The following is an 18,488-nucleotide window of genomic DNA, read 5'->3' as shown; positions in this document are numbered from 1 at the left end:
AAAAATGTATTCAAGAATTGTTTATGTAGCCTGTTTTATAATGCTTCTTGCTTCTTGTAAAGAAAAGCATGAGGAAGTCGCGGATCATGAAGTAGAAAAAAAAGGGTATAAAATCAGCCCTGTAAATATTCAGAACGTAAAATTGACCGATGATTTTTGGTTGCCCATTATACAACGAGTGCAGGAAACCACCATTGATTACGCCATAAAAAAGTGTGAGGAAGAAGGAAGGTTGGATAATTTTTTGATTGCAGGTGGACAATTGGAAGGGGAGACCAAAGGGGAAATGCCTTTTGATGATACAGATGTTTACAAAATTATAGAAGGAGCCTCCAATTCTTTAATAAGTGCACCCAATGTCGCTCTTGAAAGCAAGTTGGATTCGCTAATTTCCATTGTCGTGGTAGGCCAGGAAGAAGATGGGTATTTAACAACCTGGCGAACCATAAACCCTGCCAAGCCACCAGCAGAATGGGTTGCGGTGGGTGAGGGAAAGCGTTGGTCTTCCCTGGATGCCAGTCATGAACTGTACAATGCCGGGCATATGTATGAAGCAGCCGTAGTACATCACCTTGCAACAGGAAAGAATAATTTTTTGGACATCGCCCTTAAGAATGCAGATTTTATGGTAAAAACCTTTGGAGACGGGGAAGGGCAAGTGGCCAATGTTCCAGGACATCAAATCATTGAAACTGGGCTCATAAAGTTATTTCAACTTACAGGAAAGCAAGCTTACTTTGATTTGGCAAAATATTTTTTGGACAATCGTGGTAATCCAGAGCATCATCGATTACTTGACAGGCACAGTAATAACTATTTTCAGGACCATATTCCTGTAATTGAGCAAAAAGAGGTAGTGGGCCATGCGGTGCGTGCCGTGTATATGTATGCTGCTATGACCGATATTGCTGCAATAAATAATGATAGCACCTATTTAAATGCCGTGAATGCCCTTTGGGACAATATGGTAGAGAAAAAAATGTACATCACGGGAGGTATTGGTTCCCGGCACGATGAAGAGGCTTTTGGGGACAATTATTCACTTCCCAACCTTACTGCCTATACAGAGACCTGCGCCTCTATTGGTGATGTGTATTGGAACCATAGACTGCATAATCTTACGGGTGATGTTAAATACTTTGATATCATTGAACGTACTCTGTACAATGGTCTTATTTCAGGGATTTCATTGGATGGTACTAGATTTTTTTATCCAAATGCGCTGGAATCCGATGGTAAGTTTGAATTTAATAAAGGTTCTTGTACACGTCAATCGTGGTTTGATTGTTCCTGTTGCCCCACCAATGTCATTCGATTTTTGCCTTCAGTACCTGGATTAGTGTATTCAAAGACCGATGACGAGATATACGTGAATCTTTATGCGTCAAACAAGGCAAGTATCCAATTAAAGGAAACAGAAGTCTCCATATCCCAAAAAACCGATTATCCATGGAACGGAAAGGTGGAAATAAGGATAAATCCAGCTACAGAATTCAATTTTACCTTAAAATTGCGGGTTCCCGGTTGGGCAAGAAACGAAACTTTGCCCAGCAATTTATACCAATATTTAAATGATTCAGGGAACGAATCGGTCATACGTATAAATGGAGAACTTGTTTCAGCAAATGAAAATGGCGGGTATTTCACAATTACCAAAAATTGGAAAAAAGGGGATGTTATTGAAATTGATTTTCCAATGGAAGTGAAAATGGTAAAAACAGATGATATGGTAGAAGAAAACAGGGGTAAGACTGCTTTGGAATATGGCCCAATTGTTTATGCTATTGAAGAAATAGATAATCCAAACATTGATGAAATTGTACTCAATAAATCAGATGTATATAATGTAAAAATGGAAAAAGACCTTTTAAAGGGGGTGAACACTTTGACAAATGACAAATTAAAGGCCATTCCATACTATACATGGTCTAATAGGGGAGTAAACAAAATGAAGGTATGGATGAATATAAGATAAGAATTATGAGAAAAAAAACTTTGAAAACTTTAGTGCTTTACGGAATTATTATACTTGCAATAGCATGTAATCAGGAAAAACCAAAATCAGTTGAGATTGGTGAACCTATTGATTTAGATATTAATACGACTTCAATTGCTAAAATTCAACCCACAATGTACGGCATCTTCTACGAGGATATCAATTTTGCTGCAGATGGGGGACTGTATGCAGAACTTATAAAGAATGGCTCTTTTGAGTTTCCAGACCCCAAAATGGGCTGGGAGGAGACCAATAGTCTAAAATATTCCCTGAACAAGAATTCCGGTTTTGGAAACATAACCAATTATATTAAGGATCAAAACAACAAACGCTTTTCCCATTTTGTAGTTCACCAAGCCGATAATTATCAAATTATTAATGAAGGTTTTCGAGGCATTGGGGTCAAAGAAGGAGAAAAATATGACCTTTCACTAAAAATGGCCCATGCAAAAGGAATTGATAAAGTTCACTTTAACTTAATCGATTCATTGGACAACACCTTGGCATCCGTAAGTTTTGTCCCTGATTCTGAGGACTGGAAAACGTATGAAGCTGTTTTGGAGCCTAACAAGACCAATGCAAAAGCCAAGTTAAAACTAACTTTTGAAGGCAAGGGAAGTGTGGATATAGATAGGGTATCCCTGTTTCCACAAGAAACATGGAAAGGCAGAAAAAAAGGGCTTCGTAAAGATTTGGTACAGCTGTTAGATGATATGGACCCTGGGTTTCTAAGATTTCCAGGAGGGTGTATCGTGGAAGGTAGAACACTGGCACAGCGCTACCAGTGGAAGAAGACCGTAGGTACATTGGACCAAAGGGAATTGCTTATAAATAGATGGAACGATGAGTTTGCCCATAGACCAACTCCGGACTATTACCAAAGTTTTGGTTTGGGATTCTTTGAATATTTTCAATTGTCAGAGGATATGGGAGCAGAGCCATTACCCATATTAGGTTGTGGTATGGCATGCCAGTTCAATACTGGGGAGCTGGTTCCTTTAGGAGAACTGGACCCTTATGTACAAGATGCTCTTGATCTAATTGAGTTTGCCAATGGAGGGTTGGATACCCAATGGGGAAGTGTTAGAAACGATATGGGACATCCAGAACCCTTTAACATGAAATATTTGGGCATAGGAAACGAACAATGGGGCCCTGAGTATTTTGACCGGTATAAAATTTTTGCAGATATAATTTCAGAAAAATACCCAAATATTGTTCTGGTATCTACCCCTGGTCCTTTTCCTGAGGGAGATATGTTCGACTATGGATGGGAACAGGTGAGAAAATTAAATGTACCCATTGTGGACGAACACTATTATCAAAACCCAAAATGGTTTTTGGAAAACGCAGATAGGTATGACAGCTATGACCGTAACGGTCCAAAAGTTTTTGCAGGGGAGTATGCTGCCCAAAGTGTGCAGACGGTAAGTCCCGAAAACAAGAACAATTGGGAGTGTGCCTTGGCAGAGGCTGCTTTTATGACCGGCTTGGAAAGAAATGCCGATTTGGTCCATTTAACTTCATATGCCCCGTTAATGGCCCATGAAGAGGGATGGCAATGGAAACCAGACCTTATTTGGTTTAATAATTTGGAATCCTTTGGATCGGCCAATTATTATGTTCAAAGATTGTTTTCCAACCATAGTGGAACCGATTTAATTTCTATAACCCAAGGAGGGAAACCCTTGATCGGCCAAAATGGTATCTATGCCTCTGCTGTAAAAGACTTGGAAAGCAATGAGCTTATCATAAAACTGGTGAACACTAAAGATGTTACAAAAAATGTAGATTTGAACATGGGATTGAAAGATTTGACAAAAATAGGGGAGGTCGTATTGTTAACGAGCCCTAACCTTACGGATGAAAATTCTTTTGAACACCCTAAAAATATAAGTCCGGTATTGAAAGAGGTCAATGTGGAAGAGGGAGTTGTAAATTATGGAATGCCTCCATATTCGGTATCTGTTTTAAAAATTAAAATGTAATGAACGATTACGTCATAGGACTGGATTATGGTACAGATTCGGTCAGGGCTGTTTTAATTGATGCTGGTAATGGTAAAGAACTGGCTTCAAATGTCCATTGGTACACCCGTTGGAAAAAGGGACTGTACTGTGACCCTTCCAAAAATCAGTTTAGACAGCACCTTTTGGATCATATTGAGGGTATGGAAAATACGATTAAAAGTGTTGTCAAGGACTCTGGTGTTGCTGTAGATGAGATAAAGGGAATTTGTATCGATACTACAGGTTCATCGCCTATTCCTGTTAATGCTGAGGGTATTTCTTTGGCAGAAACCAAGGGTTTTGAGAAAAATCCCAATGCTATGATGGTATTGTGGAAAGATCATACGGCCATTAAAGAAGCAGAAGAAATTAACTATTTGGCCAAGACCTGGGGTGGTGTAGATTATACCAAGTTTGAAGGGGGCATTTATTCGTCGGAATGGTTCTGGGCCAAAATATTGCATATTTCCCGTGAAGAAGAAGCAGTAAAGAGAGCAGCTTATTCTTGGATGGAGCATTGTGATTATATGACCTTTATATTGACCGGTGGTCAATTGAAAGATTTTAAAAGAAGTAGATGTGCTGCGGGCCATAAGGCCATGTGGCACAAAAGCTGGGGTGGATTGCCTTCTGATGAGTTTCTTGCCCAATTGGACCTTAATTTGGTAAAACTTAAGCAGAACTTGTACACCAACACCTATACATCTGATGAGGCAGCTGGTACATTATGCAAAGAATGGGCAAATAAATTAGGACTTACAACAGATACTGTAATTGCTGTAGGAACATTTGATGCACATGCAGGAGCTGTAGGTGCAGAAGCCGAAGAAAATACTTTGGTTAGAATTATGGGCACATCCACCTGTGATATCATTGTGGCCTCGGATAACGCTTTGGGCGATAAAACCATAAAAGGAATATGCGGACAAGTAGAGGGTTCTGTTATTCCCAATAAGATTGGGTTGGAGGCAGGTCAGTCGGCCTTTGGAGATGTGTTGGCATGGTTCAGGGATGTCTTGGTGGAGCCTTCTGTGGATATTATTAAAAATTCCACAAGGATTGATGAAAAACATAAATCCGAATTGATAGAAGAGTTAAAAGATAAACTCATAGCAGAGTTAACAACCCAAGCGGAGAAACTTCCTTTTTCGGAAAGCGTTCCCGTAGCATTGGATTGGATAAACGGACGAAGAACACCAGACGCAGATCAGGCGTTAAAATCAGCAATTGTCAACTTAAATTTAGGAACAAAGGCTCCCCATATTTTTAAGGCTTTGGTGGAATCTATTTGTTTTGGCTCTAAAAAGATTGTAGATCGATTTGAAAGTGAAGGCGTAAAAATTGATGAAATAGTGGGAATTGGGGGAGTTGCCAAGAAATCTCCTTTTGTGATGCAGGCCTTGGCCAATGTATTGGACAGACCCATTAAAATTGCAGTATCAGAACAAGCACCTGCATTGGGCGCAGCAATGTACGCAGCTGTGGCAGCTGGAGTTCATAAAACTGTTGAAGAGGCCATTAAGGCCATGGGCAATGGTTTTGAAACCACCTACCATCCAGAAAAAGAGAAAGTGGAGGTATATCAACAATTGTATAAGGACTATGAACTTTTAGGCAATTTTGTTGAAATGGGTATTAGTGAAAAATCAATAGGTTCAACATCAAAATATCAGGCTTTAAAACAAGAATGTTATGAAGCCAATATGCAGCTCAATGAGTTGGATTTGGTGGTATATACCTTTGGTAATGTGAGCGCAGTGGATAGGGAAAACAAAGTCTTTGCCATAAAACCAAGTGGTGTGCCTTATGAGGTGTTACAACCAGAAGATATTGTGATTGTGGATTTTGATAACAATGTTGTGGAAGGAAGTATGAGACCATCGTCCGATACCAAAACCCATGCATTTTTATATAAAAACTGGGAGCATATTGGCGGAATTGCGCATACACATGCTACGCATTCGGTGGCTTGGGCCCAAGCACAACGGGATATTCCTATTTTTGGCACTACTCATGCAGACCATTTAACCCATGATATTCCATGCGCCCCGCCCATGAAAGACGAGTTGATACAGGGTAATTATGAGTATAACACCGGGATCCAGATTTTGGATTGTTTTAATGAAAAGGGATTGTCCTATGAGGAAGTCCAAATGATATTGATAGGCAATCATGGCCCTTTTGCATGGGGTCAAAACGCCGCAAAGGCCGTCTATAATAGTAAGGTTTTGGAAGAAGTTGCAAAAATGGCATATATGACCCTACAGATAAATCCCAAAGCCGAAAGGCTTAAAGAATCCCTAATAGAAAAGCATTACAACCGTAAACATGGAAAAGATGCGTATTATGGACAATGACCTCTCTACTTCGCTAGAGGGGAACCAGATGGATTACAGTTAAAAGATGCCAGGTCAATAGGAATCATGAAGACCTACTTGAATAAAGAAAAATAGAGTAAAAAATATAATGATAGATATCACACAAAAGGAAATTTGGTTTGTTACCGGGAGTCAACATCTTTATGGAGATGAAACCTTAAAGCAGGTTGCGAACAATTCAAAAGAAATAGTAAAGGGTTTAAATGCATCCGCCCTTATTCCAATTAAATTAGTTTTTAAACCCATTGTTAAAGCCCCGGATGAGATTACAAGTATTTGTATTGAGGCAAATGGGAATACCAATTGCATTGGAATAATTACATGGATGCACACTTTTTCTCCTGCCAAAATGTGGATCAAGGGCCTGTCCATTTTAAATAAGCCCTTATGCCATTTACATACCCAGTTTAATGCAGAAATTCCTTGGAACAGTATTGATATGGATTTTATGAATTTAAATCAATCAGCCCATGGGGATAGGGAATTTGGACATATGATGACCAGAATGCGCAAAAAACGGAAAATAGTGGTTGGGCATTGGCAAGATGCAGAAATTCAAAAAAAATTGGGAATATGGTCCCGTGTTGTTTTAGGATGGGATGAGCTTCAAAATCTAAAAGTGGCTCGTATTGGCGATAATATGCGTGAAGTAGCTGTTACTGAAGGGGATAAGGTGGAGGCTCAAATACGTTTTGGCTTTTCGGTCAATGGTTTTGGCACATCGGATGTATTAAAATTTGTGGAGGCCGTTACCCAGGAGGATATTAATAAAGTAGTGGGCATTTATGAATCTGATTATACCCTAACTCCCCAACTTAAAAAAGACGGGAAGCAAAGGGAATCACTTCTTGAAGCAGCACGAATAGAATTGGGCCTAAGAGCCTTTTTGGAAAATGGAGGGTTTAAGGCCTTTACGGATACCTTCGAAAATCTAGGTGCATTTAAACAATTACCGGGTCTTGCCGTACAGCGCCTTATGGCAGATGGGTATGGTTTTGGTGCAGAGGGAGATTGGAAAACGGCAGCAATCCTCAGGGCAATGAAAGTGATGAATGTAGGATTGGATAAGGGCACTTCCTTTATGGAGGATTACACCTATCATTTCAACCCAAATAAATCTTATGTTTTGGGTTCCCATATGCTGGAGATTTGTCCTTCCATTTCAGAAGGAAAACCATCTTGTGAAGTACATCCCTTGGGAATAGGAGGAAAGGCAGATCCCGTCCGTTTGGTTTTCAATGGACAAGTGGGGAATGCCATTAATGTTTCACTGGTGGATATGGGAAATCGTTTCCGATTACTGGTAAATGAGGTCGAAGCAGTAAAACCAAATGAAAAATTACCTAAATTACCGGTTGCTAGAGTTTTGTGGGATGCAAAACCGGATTTAAACACAGCAACTACGGCATGGATTTTAGCAGGAGGAGCACATCATACGGTCTACAGTCAGGCAATAACGACGGAGTATATGGAAGATTTTGCAGATATAGCTGGAGTTGAGTTATTGGTTATTGATGATAAGACATCAATTAGAGAGTTTAAGGATAAGCTTAATGCAAATGAAGTATATTATCATTTGTTTCAAAATAATTTATAAACCAAAACAAATAAAATGAACCGACTTAAGCAAATTACCCACTGCTTTCTTATTTTTAGCGTTGCTTTTACATTAATGCAATGTAAAGACGGGAAAAAAGAAAAGGTTAATACAGAAGAAATGAAGGAAATAGTTGAAACATCAACAATAGAGAAAAGTGAATTTGGAGCAAATGCCAAAGGAGAAAATGTTGATTTGTATACACTTACAAATAGAAACGGAATGGAGGTTAAAATAATGACCTATGGTGGAATTATTACTCACCTGACTGCTCCGGATAAAGATGGTGTTTATAAAGATGTTGTTTTAGGTTTTGATACTTTGGAGGAATACCTAGATGGGAATCCATTTTTTGGGGCACTTCTTGGCCGATATGGAAATAGAATAGCCAAAGGAAAGTTTTCTTTGGATGGTGTTGAATACACCTTGGAAACCAATAATGGCCCAAATCATCTGCACGGCGGAAGCAATGGTTTTGACAAAGCAATTTGGAAGGTTTTAAATGCAGAGGTTGTTGATGGCAATTCCATTTTAAAATTATCCTACTTTAGTAAAGATATGGATGCTGGGTTTCCAGGAAATGTGGAAACCATTGTAACCTATACCTTGGACAATGATAATATGTTGGCGGTAAATTATGAGGCTACCACGGACAAGAAGACCATTTTAAATTTATCGCAACACTCCTATTTTAATTTATCTGGGGATTTTGATCAAGCTATTTTGGACCATGAGGTTGTCTTAAACGCAGATCAATTTGTTGCAGTAGATGAAACATTGATTCCAACAGGTGATTTAAGTGATGTTTCTGGAACTCCCTTTGATTTTAGGACTGCCAAAGTAATTGGAGAAGAAATTGATGCTGATCATGACCAAATTGTAAAGGGCGGTGGATATGACCATTGCTGGGTATTGAATAACCAAAATGAAGGGGTAAGACTGGTGGCATCCGCGCACCATCCCGGTAGTGGAAGATTATTGCAAGTGTTTACAGACCAACCGGGGGTACAGTTTTATACAGGAAACTTCTTAAATGGAACTATACCATCAAAAACGGGTGGCACTTATGGTAAGAGAAGTGGTTTTTGCTTGGAGACACAGCATTATCCAGATTCTCCCAATCAACCCACTTTTCCTTCTGTGACCTTGAATCCAGGAGAAAAATATGCAACCATGACATCATTTAAGTTTACAACCAAATAAACCAAATAAACTAAACCAACCAAATATGAAAACATTGGATACTTTAGATTGGGTATGTATCGCCATTTACTTCCTAATTCTGATTGGTATAGCCGTATGGGTTATCCGAAAAAAACAAAATAATACAGAAGACTATTTTTTAGCTGGACGTAATGTGGGCTGGTTTGTTGTTGGAGCCTCTATTTTTGCCTCTAACATTGGTTCAGAACATGTAGTAGGGCTTGCAGGAGCTGGGGCAGGTGATAAATTGCCCATGCTTATCTATGAAATACATGCATGGGTTGTATTAATGCTAGGTTGGGTGTTTTTGCCCTTTTATGCTAGGAGTGGGGTGTTTACCATGCCAGAGTTTTTGGAAAAACGTTTTGATGCCCGTTCAAGATGGATACTCTCCGTATTTTCCATAATTGCCTATGTGCTTACCAAAATATCGGTTACTATTTATGCAGGGGGTATTGTGGTTTCTGCCTTATTGGGAATTGATTTTTGGACTGGGGCGATAGCAACTGTTGTTCTAACTGGGGTCTATACCATTTTGGGTGGTATGCGAGCTGTGGTTTATACGGAAGCACTACAAGCTGTTATTTTGGTCGTGGGTGCGGCAGCATTAACTTTTATTGGTTTGGACCATGTTGGAGGCTGGTCGGAAATTAAACAAACGGTTACTCCAGAATATTTAAACATGTGGCGATCAGCATCTGATCCTGATTTTCCATGGCCATCTTTGGTCATTACAAGTACCATAGTGGGTATTTGGTACTGGTGTACCGATCAATATATTGTGCAAAGGGCATTGACCGCCAAAAATATAAAAGAGGGGAGAAGAGGTACTATCTTCGGGGCATTGTTAAAATTGCTTCCCGTATTTCTGTTTTTGGTCCCTGGAATTATTGCATTGACCTTAAAAATGAAAGGCGAGCTGCATTGGGATTCCCCCGATGAGGCTTTTCCTGTGTTAATGAGCAATTTATTGCCTTCTGGACTTAGGGGATTGGTTGCAGCGGGTCTTTTGGCAGCATTAATGAGCTCTTTGGCTTCGGTATTTAATTCTTGTTCTACGTTATTTACGGTAGATATTTATAAGAAACTTAGACCAAATACCCCAGAGAAGAAATTGGTGAGAACAGGTCAGATAGCAACTGTTATTACCGTTATTATCGGAATTATCTGGATTCCCATTATGGCAAATATTTCAGGTGTATTATACGAGTATTTGCAGAAGGTACAGACGTATATTTCACCACCTATTGCAGCAGTATTCCTGTTGGGAATTTTCTATAAGCGTATTAATTCGCAAGGAGCTTTTGTTACTTTAATAGCTGGTTTTGTTGTTGGTGCATTGCGCTTGATTATGGAACTTGGTAAAAGTTCCTTGGACCCAGACGGATTTTTCTTTAAAATGGCCGACATGAACTTCCTGACCTTTGGGGCATGGTTCTTTTTATTTTGTGTAATCATAGCCATAGTTACTAGTTTGTTAACAAAAGCGCCCAGTGCTGAAAAAGTGAAAAACTTGACTTTTGGTACAGTAACAGAGGAGGAAAAGGCAAACAACAAGAATAGTTATAGCACTATAGATATTATAGTTTCTTTGGCAATAGTTGCTGTAGTTATCGGGATTATGATTTTCTTTAATGGTAAATAATTTTATGAAGAGATTAAGCCTGCACAGTTTTATAAATAAATATTGTGTAGGCTTTTTTATACTAATTTTTTTAGTTCATTGTAAGCCAAAAAATACGAAAGCAAATGGTTCTGAAGTGGAAAAGGTTGTCGAAAAAAGTTTGGTTGTTGAACTTCCTCATGGGTTAAAAGCTCCTAAGGAAATGGTTTGGATTCCTGGCGGGCAGTTTCAACAAGGTGCTGTGACCCATGATAAAATGGCTATGCAACACGAGAAACCCTCCCATATAGTAGGGGTAGATGGTTTTTTTATTGATGAACATGAAGTTACCAATTCCCAGTTCTATAAATTTGTGGAAGAGACCGGCTATAAGACCATTGCAGAGAGAGAAATAGACTGGGAAGAATTGAAGAAGCAAGTGCCTTACGGCACTCCTAAACCCCATGATTCTATCCTAAAACCTGGGTCCTTGATTTTTAAGAAATCAAAATCTGAACTACCCAATTTATATGACTTCTCCCAATGGTGGGAATGGAAAATCGGAGCCAATTGGCGTCATCCCAAAGGACCAGGAAGCTCCATTTTAGGATTGCAAAACCATCCTGTTGTGCATATAGCTTATGAAGATGCATTGGCCTATTGTGAATGGGCCGGAAGCCGTTTGCCAACGGAGGCAGAATGGGAATATGCAGCAAGGGGAGGTTTGGATAGTACAATATATCAATGGGGAGATGAGGTGAATAATTTAGCAGGCAAGGCCAACACCTGGAATGGCATATTTCCTATGACCAATACCATAGCCGATGGCTATGAAAGTACAGCACCTGTAAAAACTTTTGAAGCCAATGACTATGGTTTGTACGATATGGCTGGGAATGTGTGGGAATGGACCAGTGATTGGTATAATACCAAATATTATGGGGAGCTTATGGCTTCTAATACAGTTGTATTAAATCCAGAGGGGGCAAATGAATCTTTCGTCCCAAATAACCCGTATGCGCAAGAAAAAGTAATTAAAGGGGGGTCTTTTCTATGCAATGCATCGTATTGCGCAAGTTATAGGTTGTCTTCCAGAATGGGTTCCAGTATAGATTCGTCCTTGGAGCATTTGGGTTTTAGAACCGTTGTTGATGTATCCATGCTTCAACAGAAATCAAAATAATTCCATAGACATTATAACAACTTTTGATAACTTTTAAAGTAAGTTTTTTGCTAAAAACCCTACTTTTGTTTTAATAGATTTTTAATGTAGCAATAGATTATGTCAGAAACAATAGAACGTATAAAAACATTGATTATAGGGTCTGGTCCAGCTGGGTATACGGCAGCCATATATGCGGCAAGAGCCGATTTAAAACCTGTGCTTTATACAGGAATGGAGCCTGGGGGACAATTGACCACAACTACAGAAGTAGATAATTTTCCTGGATACCCGGAGGGTATTGATGGTCCAACTATGATGGTGCAATTACAGCAACAGGCAGAGCGTTTTGGTACAGAAGTGCGTATTGGAATGGTTACGGCTGTTGATTTTAGCAAAGAGGTTGGAGGTATTCATAAAGTTACCGTTGACAACGATAAAACACTAGAGGCGGAGACAGTTATTATATCTACTGGGGCCACTGCCAAGTATTTGGGTATTCCAAGTGAGCAACGCTTAAGGGGCGGAGGAGTTTCTGCCTGTGCGGTTTGTGATGGTTTTTTCTATAAGGGCCAAGATGTGGTAATTGTTGGTGCGGGAGATACAGCAGCGGAAGAAGCTTCTTATCTGGCAAATATTTGTAATAAAGTCACTATGTTGGTTCGTAAAGACTATATGAGAGCCTCTAAGGCCATGCAACACAGAGTTACAAGTTTACCAAACATTGATGTTCGTTATAATACAGAAGTTGATGAATTATTGGGAGACCAAGTTGTGGAAGGCATTCGTATTGTTAACAATATAACCGGTGAAAAGGAAGAGTTGGCCATTACTGGATATTTTGTTGCCATTGGACATAAACCAAATACAGACATTTTTAAAGGGCAATTGGAAATGGACGACACTGGGTATCTTATTACGAAAGGAAAGTCTACCAAGACTAGTATTCCTGGAGTTTTTGCTTGTGGAGATGTACAAGATAAAGAGTATAGACAAGCGGTTACTGCAGCTGGTACAGGTTGTATGGCAGCATTGGATGCAGAGAGATATTTGGCAACAATTGAAACCGAAGCCACGGTATAATCTGTAAATAGAGATAAATATAAAGGGCGTATTACTTTTGGTAATACGCCCTTTATATTTTAGTTTCTTTAAACTTTAATCAAGGCGTTTGTAATTTTCAGAAAAGAGCCTGTTTCCTTCATCGTCAATGTTTATTTGGCTGTAGGAGGTTTCATCAAGAATCAGTTCCAGTTCAAAAACCATTAGGGTATCGGCAATTTTCATTATGGCCGCGGAGCCAAACTCTAATCTTTCCCTAAGCCTATCTTCAGTGGTTTCATAAGAACCATAACCGAACCATTCCGTTGAATCTTGTGGAACATATCTTGCCCACATAACTTTGCCATTGTAAAACATTTTTACCTGTCTTAGGTTTTCATTGGCAAGTATGGTATCTGTAATTATATTGTTGTCATAATTGTAATGACTAACAAGTTCCCAAGTCCCTTCAATAGACTTTTTTGCGTGCGGTTTAGGTGAGGTCATCTCCGTTGCCGAAATTAGAAATAACATCAAGAAAACCAATCCAAGTACTTTTTTCATGGTTATATTTTTTTTATAGTTGTTACACAATAAAAAGATACGACATATTTTATTAAATATGTAAAAAATTAACTATATAAAAATGAATATAAAAATTTATGAACTATTTTAATGTGAAATAATCATTTATGCAATTGAACAGGTGTTCAACATCTTCTTTTAAATGTGAAGCACTTAATACAATTCTACTCATTAAGGAAGCATCCTCATTTGGATAGCTAAAATCGGTCACTAGGATGTTGTTTTTCTCCAAATGTTTGGTAAGGCCTGTGTCCAAATAGCTAAATGAGGGGTGCCCATGCATAAAACTGAATTTTTCGGGAAAGTCAAAGGACTTTAAAAAATAATCTATGTTGCCCAGTAAAACGTTTCTTTTTTCTTTATAGATAGAATCACCTGCCAAAAGTGTAGCCATACCAGAAGGGGTAGCTGGACTTGCTCCTCCAAAAAAAGCGGTCCCCGATAACGAACCAATTCTTTTTTTTGTTCCGAAAACTGCACCTCCCTGTACACCATAACCTTTTCCAAGGGAGCAACAAACTATAAGTTCCTTTGTATTTAAAGTAGCTAGGGTCTTGTAAACTCCTTGACCATTTTCACCAACAATACCTATACCATGGGAATCATCCGCAACAAGTATTATCTTATCTAAGGGAAGGTTTTTAAGTCCATCAAAATTTGGATAATTAGTACCAGAAAAATCTATGGAATCCAATAAAACTACTGGGGTGGTATGTTTCTTTCTCAAATGCTTCTTAAGGGCATTATTCAATGAGGTATAAGTTGTATACGGAACAGTTTTGGATTGGCACAATGCCGAATGCGTATTGGGAGCGTAAAATAGGCTGTAGTCTGGGTTGTTAAACGATTGGCTAACTAACTGACCTGCCAAATAACCTGAAGATACCGTAATACAACTTTCGCTTTCAACAAAATTTGCCAAATACTTTTCTACCTTATCATAAACTGCAATACGAACATTGGACTTTCTTGAAGCCCCATAATTGGTTCCATACCTTTTAATGTTATCAATGAAGAGCTGTTGAAATTTGGTATCGGTCTGTAATCCTAAATAAGCTGTACCACCAAAATATAAAAAGTTGGAATTACCCATCTTAATTTCTCGGCCAGGAAATGAATCTATATAGTTTTCCATTATAGTAAAGTTATACCACTGCCACCGAGGGTTGGAAATTCTACTTGCCCGTTATTTAATATATTAACTCCATTGGCTATATCTTTTTTTAACAACATGGCACCATCCATATCTACATAATCCAATTGTGGCAATAATTGTGCAATGGCCGATATTCCAACTGTAGATTCCGTCATACAACCTACCATTACGTTTAATCCAAGTTCTTTTCCTTTTTTTATCATACGTAGGGCGGGGGTGAGACCTCCGCATTTGGTCAGTTTTATGTTTATACCATTAAAATGGAGCGCACATTTTTCCACATCGGTTTCTAAAATACAGCTCTCATCCGCAATGACCGGTAGTACACTATAGTGCATTACTTTTTCCATGCCTTCCCAATCATTTGCTTTTAGAGGCTGTTCTATAAACTCTACACCCAATTCTTTAAGTAATGGGGCATTAAATATGGTTTCCTCTGCAGTCCAAGCGCAATTGGCATCAACCCTAAAAATGGCATCCGTATTCATACGAAGCTCCCTTATGATGGCCACATCATCTTCTGTACCTAGTTTGATCTTATAAATGGGCCATGGCATTTCTTTCATTTTAGTGACCATGTTTTCAATGGTATCCAATCCTATTGTATAATTGGTTGTTGGGTAGTTGTTTGTGGAAGTACCCCAAATAGAATGCAAAGGTTTTTCAAGAAGCTTACCATAAAGATCCCAAGCCGCCAAATCCAGTGCGCAAATCGCAAAATTACTCAAACCCTTTTCTACTAGAAATTGATGAAAAGTTTCAGGGGCAGTAAACACGAATGTCTCAATATCAGTTTTGATGTCCTCTATTTCATTTATCATGCTTTCAACCGTGATGTTATAGTATGGGTTTGAAGTTGCCTCACCGTATCCAGTACGCCCATCTTTAGACAGACACACGATTAATGTGTTTTGATGATCATGGGATTCTCTAGAAATGCTAAACGTATGTTTTAGTTGAAGTGTGTATTTTTTTAACTGAATTGCCATTCCACTAATTTTAAGTTAAATATAGGAAACAGAAATTGGTGTAATAAAAAAACCCACCAAATATTGATGGGTTCGAGGTATATTTTAAATAATGCGTTTTTGGATTATTCTAACATGGCAGGTAAAATGTAGTCCTGCATTATTTGATTTGCCTGTGGATGTGCATAGGCTTCTCCATATGCAGTAGCAGTAATCACAACTACAAGGGGTTGGTCTGTAAAGAAGAATATTTTATTGCCTCCATTTCCACTACTAAAAAACGTTTCATAAGTTTTATTGTTTACCTTAAAAGATTGATTCCAAAACAAGTACCCATAACTTGGTTTGTCATCTTTTTCCATAAAATGTTTGGTCATACTAGCTTTTACCCAGCTTTCAGGAAGAATTTGGTTGCCTTCCCACTTGCCACCATTTCTGTAGAGTTGACCATATTTGGCATAATCCAAAGAGTTCATTTGTAGGCCACCGGCCGTGTTTGCTACTTTTTGTGGTGTATACTGCCAAGTGTAATTAGTGATACCTAATGGTTTAAACAATTTTTCATGTGTATATTTCTCTAATCCACCTGGTACGGACTTATCTAGAATATCTCCCAATACCACAACACCAGCTGTGAAGTAATCCCAGTTTTTGCCAATTATTTTGGTTTTGTCCATAGGTAAGTCCAAGGCAAATTTCACCCAATTGTCCGTGGGATACATATATTCTTCATTCCCAGGGGAGTCCATGGTAAAGTCATTGGCATCAAAACCAGAACTCATAGTCAATAAACTTTTTAGCGTTACACTATCTTTTTTTGCTGAGTAGTTTTTATATTGAGTAAGGTCATAAAACTCTGCTAAGCTTTGATTTTCACTTTTTAAATATCCATCCCCAATGGCAATACCTGTTACTGTTGAGGCAAAGGATTTACCAACGGAACGCGTATTATGCTGTGTACTTCTATTAGCCCCATTAAAATACTCTTCAACAATAAGCTTTCCGTTTTTGACTACTACAATGCTTGTTATTTTTTTAAATTTATATTCTGCAATATCTCGGTTAAGGGCTCTTATTCTTTCTCTGTCATAGTCTTCTTTGGATATTTCCCAACCTTTATAGGGTTTAATAGGTTGAATGGCCACTTGTTCTTCAGTTGCTTTTTCTGGTTCTCCAAGTTTTAATTTTAACTCGCCTTCTGCGATAAGATCCCCAATAATGATTTCTTTACTTTCAAGGTAGGGTCTTATTTCTATTTTAAGAATGTGGTTTCCTGTTTTCAGAGCTGCTTCTCCACCATTTCTATAAAAAAATCTGTCCCACATATATGAGCTCCAGAGTTTATAGCCCAAGTGCTCATTTTGCAACGGTATAGTTAATATGGTTTGCTTATTTTTTTGCTCGGGAAGCCCAGCTCCAAAGTTTAGGTTTTCCTTATAGATCAGTTCTCCATCAATGAGAAAAGAGAATTGGTAGTTTCCTTTTTTGTGTAGTTCCTCTATAGTAAGATCGGGGGCTAATTGATGAAGATAATTGGTCAAGGAATTATTTAAAAAAGCACTTATGTTTAAGTCGTTTGATGGGCTCAATTCAAATGTTTCCAAGAAATCACTTTCTTGATACTCCATATTGGGGATAAAAACTATTTTTCCAATATTGACCTCATGCAATGGGCTTATAATTCCATCACTTTTAGTAATATCTGTTATTTTGTTGGATTGGCCCTGTCCACATGATGTTAAAGTATACATAACACCTAAAAAACCTACAATTTTGAAATTTATCATTACCTAAAATTAAATTAATAATACTCAAAACTACTGTGCACTATGAAACCAAAATAGTATGAAATTAACATTACAATTAATTTCTATTGTGATTTTTTCAAATACTTTCTATAGGCTGATGGGGTATTTTTGAAGTACTGTTTAAACAATCTGGTAAAATGACTTTGGTCGGAGAATCCACATAAGTAAGTTATTTCTGTTAAGGAATATTCTGAATCTATTAAATAGTTTAAAGACTGTTTTATTTTTTGTTGTCTTATATACTCACCTAAACTACATGATAAATATTTGGGAATGGATCTAGAAAGATGCACGGGATGAATGTTAAGTTGCTTTGACAAATAATCTAAATCTATGTTTTCCGTGCTGTAGTGTAGAAGCTCCTTCAGGGGTTCTATCCAGTTCGGGATGTTTAGTGTAGTTTTTTCTTCGGAATTGCCAATGGTCTCACATAATTGCAACAACAACAATTCAATAGATGCTTTGCTGTAATGATCTTGGGTAATAAATTCATAATAGATTTTTCCAAAAATATGGTGAATTTTTGGGTTCTCCAGTAGCTTACTACCTTCCCATAAACTAACATCAATTTTTTTCTGTTCAAACCAATCTCTTTCAAATTCCAAATGAAAGCCTCTTCCTAGTTCAGATTCTTTCGAATTATAGTGAGTTTCTTGCCAGTTATTGTAGAGTATGCTTCCAGAGGGGCACGCTGTTTTTTGTTTTTTGTTGAAATCATACATATTTCCATGTAGAACGTACATAAAATATGGGTTTTCATGGTAGTGCCATACTGTCTTTGGCTCATGATATGAATATTCAGAAAGTACAATTCCATTAAAACTAAGTTCTAATTTCTTTTTTCCAAAATACTCTCCTTTACTTAATATTCTCATTTACCTAAATAGTTTGAAAGATGTTGAGCTATATAATTATAGACGATGTCTTATTATTTATGTTTCATAAAATGATGAATCTTTTGTTCAAAGCTTAAAGTATGGTA

At 38.0% G+C, this 18,488-nt stretch carries 13 protein-coding genes and 1 pseudogene; 9 read left to right on the top strand and 5 right to left on the bottom strand.

Annotated elements, in window-relative coordinates; translation table 11 throughout:
* Positions 1–4 precede the first annotated feature (4 nt).
* The 9 genes and pseudogenes from GGR42_RS12895 (at position 5) to trxB (ending at position 13,031) form a co-directional block, all read left to right on the top strand.
* Positions 5–1,975 carry a glycoside hydrolase family 127 protein gene (locus GGR42_RS12895; protein ID WP_167964847.1) on the top strand — a complete coding sequence of 657 codons (1,971 nt, stop codon included), beginning with the start codon at positions 5–7 and terminating at the stop codon, positions 1,973–1,975.
* A gap of 5 nt (positions 1,976–1,980) precedes the next feature.
* Positions 1,981–3,984, top strand: a complete 2,004-nt coding sequence (locus GGR42_RS12890) for an alpha-L-arabinofuranosidase C-terminal domain-containing protein (protein ID WP_167964845.1) — start codon at positions 1,981–1,983, stop codon at positions 3,982–3,984.
* Positions 3,984–5,651, top strand: a pseudogene (locus GGR42_RS12885) (ribulokinase); the annotation flags it as partial. The gene GGR42_RS12890 and the pseudogene GGR42_RS12885, both read left to right, overlap by 1 nt.
* Entirely contained in the window at positions 5,634–6,362 is a 729-nt protein-coding gene (locus GGR42_RS16845; RefSeq protein ID WP_209024006.1) for an L-ribulose-5-phosphate 4-epimerase, read from the top strand. The pseudogene GGR42_RS12885 and the gene GGR42_RS16845, both read left to right, overlap by 18 nt.
* 109 nt (positions 6,363–6,471) lie before the next feature.
* Complete coding sequence (araA, locus tag GGR42_RS12880; protein WP_167964843.1) at positions 6,472–7,980, top strand: L-arabinose isomerase; 1,509 nt, start codon at positions 6,472–6,474, stop codon at positions 7,978–7,980.
* Between the two features lie 15 nt (positions 7,981–7,995).
* Positions 7,996–9,183 (top strand): aldose epimerase family protein, encoded by a 1,188-nt coding sequence (locus tag GGR42_RS12875; protein ID WP_167964841.1) that lies wholly within the window; start codon positions 7,996–7,998, stop codon positions 9,181–9,183.
* 25 nt (positions 9,184–9,208) lie between these two features.
* Positions 9,209–10,828, top strand: a complete 1,620-nt coding sequence (locus GGR42_RS12870) for a sodium:solute symporter (RefSeq protein WP_167964839.1) — start codon at positions 9,209–9,211, stop codon at positions 10,826–10,828.
* Positions 10,829–10,943: 115 nt separating this feature from the next.
* Positions 10,944–11,969 (top strand): formylglycine-generating enzyme family protein, encoded by a 1,026-nt coding sequence (locus tag GGR42_RS12865; protein WP_317169695.1) that lies wholly within the window; start codon positions 10,944–10,946, stop codon positions 11,967–11,969.
* Between the two features lie 99 nt (positions 11,970–12,068).
* Entirely contained in the window at positions 12,069–13,031 is a 963-nt protein-coding gene (gene trxB, locus GGR42_RS12860) for a thioredoxin-disulfide reductase (protein WP_167964835.1), read from the top strand.
* Positions 13,032–13,106: 75 nt separating this feature from the next.
* Here the strand turns inward: trxB and GGR42_RS12855 are convergent, their stop codons facing one another.
* The 5 genes from GGR42_RS12855 to GGR42_RS12835 form a co-directional block, all read right to left on the bottom strand.
* Positions 13,107–13,553, bottom strand: a complete 447-nt coding sequence (locus tag GGR42_RS12855) for a hypothetical protein (protein WP_167964833.1) — start codon at positions 13,551–13,553, stop codon at positions 13,107–13,109.
* Positions 13,554–13,656: 103 nt separating this feature from the next.
* The gene (locus GGR42_RS12850) at positions 13,657–14,709 is read right to left on the bottom strand and encodes an aminotransferase class I/II-fold pyridoxal phosphate-dependent enzyme (protein WP_167964831.1); all 1,053 of its coding nucleotides are present in this window, start codon (positions 14,707–14,709) and stop codon (positions 13,657–13,659) included.
* Positions 14,709–15,719, bottom strand: a complete 1,011-nt coding sequence (locus GGR42_RS12845; protein ID WP_167964829.1) for a dipeptide epimerase — start codon at positions 15,717–15,719, stop codon at positions 14,709–14,711. Before GGR42_RS12845 ends, GGR42_RS12850 begins: the two co-directional genes overlap by 1 nt.
* A 104-nt stretch (positions 15,720–15,823) precedes the next feature.
* The gene (locus tag GGR42_RS12840) at positions 15,824–17,485 is read right to left on the bottom strand and encodes a serine hydrolase domain-containing protein (protein WP_167964827.1); all 1,662 of its coding nucleotides are present in this window, start codon (positions 17,483–17,485) and stop codon (positions 15,824–15,826) included.
* Between the two features lie 83 nt (positions 17,486–17,568).
* Complete coding sequence (locus GGR42_RS12835; protein ID WP_167964825.1) at positions 17,569–18,381, bottom strand: helix-turn-helix domain-containing protein; 813 nt, start codon at positions 18,379–18,381, stop codon at positions 17,569–17,571.
* Positions 18,382–18,488: the final 107 nt, after the last annotated feature.

This window comes from Saonia flava, assembly GCF_011927795.1.
Classification (GTDB): Bacteria; Bacteroidota; Bacteroidia; order Flavobacteriales; family Flavobacteriaceae; genus Saonia; species Saonia flava.
Note: the sequence above shows the minus strand (reverse complement) of the source record. Positions and strands in the feature narration are given on the sequence as shown.

Coding starts and splice junctions, on each gene's coding strand:
- GGR42_RS12895 (WP_167964847.1), top strand. CDS start 5: ATGTATTCAAGAATTGTTTATGTAGCCTGTTTTATAATGCTTCTTGCT.
- GGR42_RS12890 (WP_167964845.1), top strand. CDS start 1,981: ATGAGAAAAAAAACTTTGAAAACTTTAGTGCTTTACGGAATTATTATA.
- GGR42_RS16845 (WP_209024006.1), top strand. CDS start 5,634: ATGGGTATTAGTGAAAAATCAATAGGTTCAACATCAAAATATCAGGCT.
- araA (WP_167964843.1), top strand. CDS start 6,472: ATGATAGATATCACACAAAAGGAAATTTGGTTTGTTACCGGGAGTCAA.
- GGR42_RS12875 (WP_167964841.1), top strand. CDS start 7,996: ATGAACCGACTTAAGCAAATTACCCACTGCTTTCTTATTTTTAGCGTT.
- GGR42_RS12870 (WP_167964839.1), top strand. CDS start 9,209: ATGAAAACATTGGATACTTTAGATTGGGTATGTATCGCCATTTACTTC.
- trxB (WP_167964835.1), top strand. CDS start 12,069: ATGTCAGAAACAATAGAACGTATAAAAACATTGATTATAGGGTCTGGT.
- GGR42_RS12855 (WP_167964833.1), bottom strand. CDS start 13,553: ATGAAAAAAGTACTTGGATTGGTTTTCTTGATGTTATTTCTAATTTCG.
- GGR42_RS12850 (WP_167964831.1), bottom strand. CDS start 14,709: ATGGAAAACTATATAGATTCATTTCCTGGCCGAGAAATTAAGATGGGT.
- GGR42_RS12845 (WP_167964829.1), bottom strand. CDS start 15,719: ATGGCAATTCAGTTAAAAAAATACACACTTCAACTAAAACATACGTTT.
- GGR42_RS12840 (WP_167964827.1), bottom strand. CDS start 17,485: ATGATAAATTTCAAAATTGTAGGTTTTTTAGGTGTTATGTATACTTTA.
- GGR42_RS12835 (WP_167964825.1), bottom strand. CDS start 18,381: ATGAGAATATTAAGTAAAGGAGAGTATTTTGGAAAAAAGAAATTAGAA.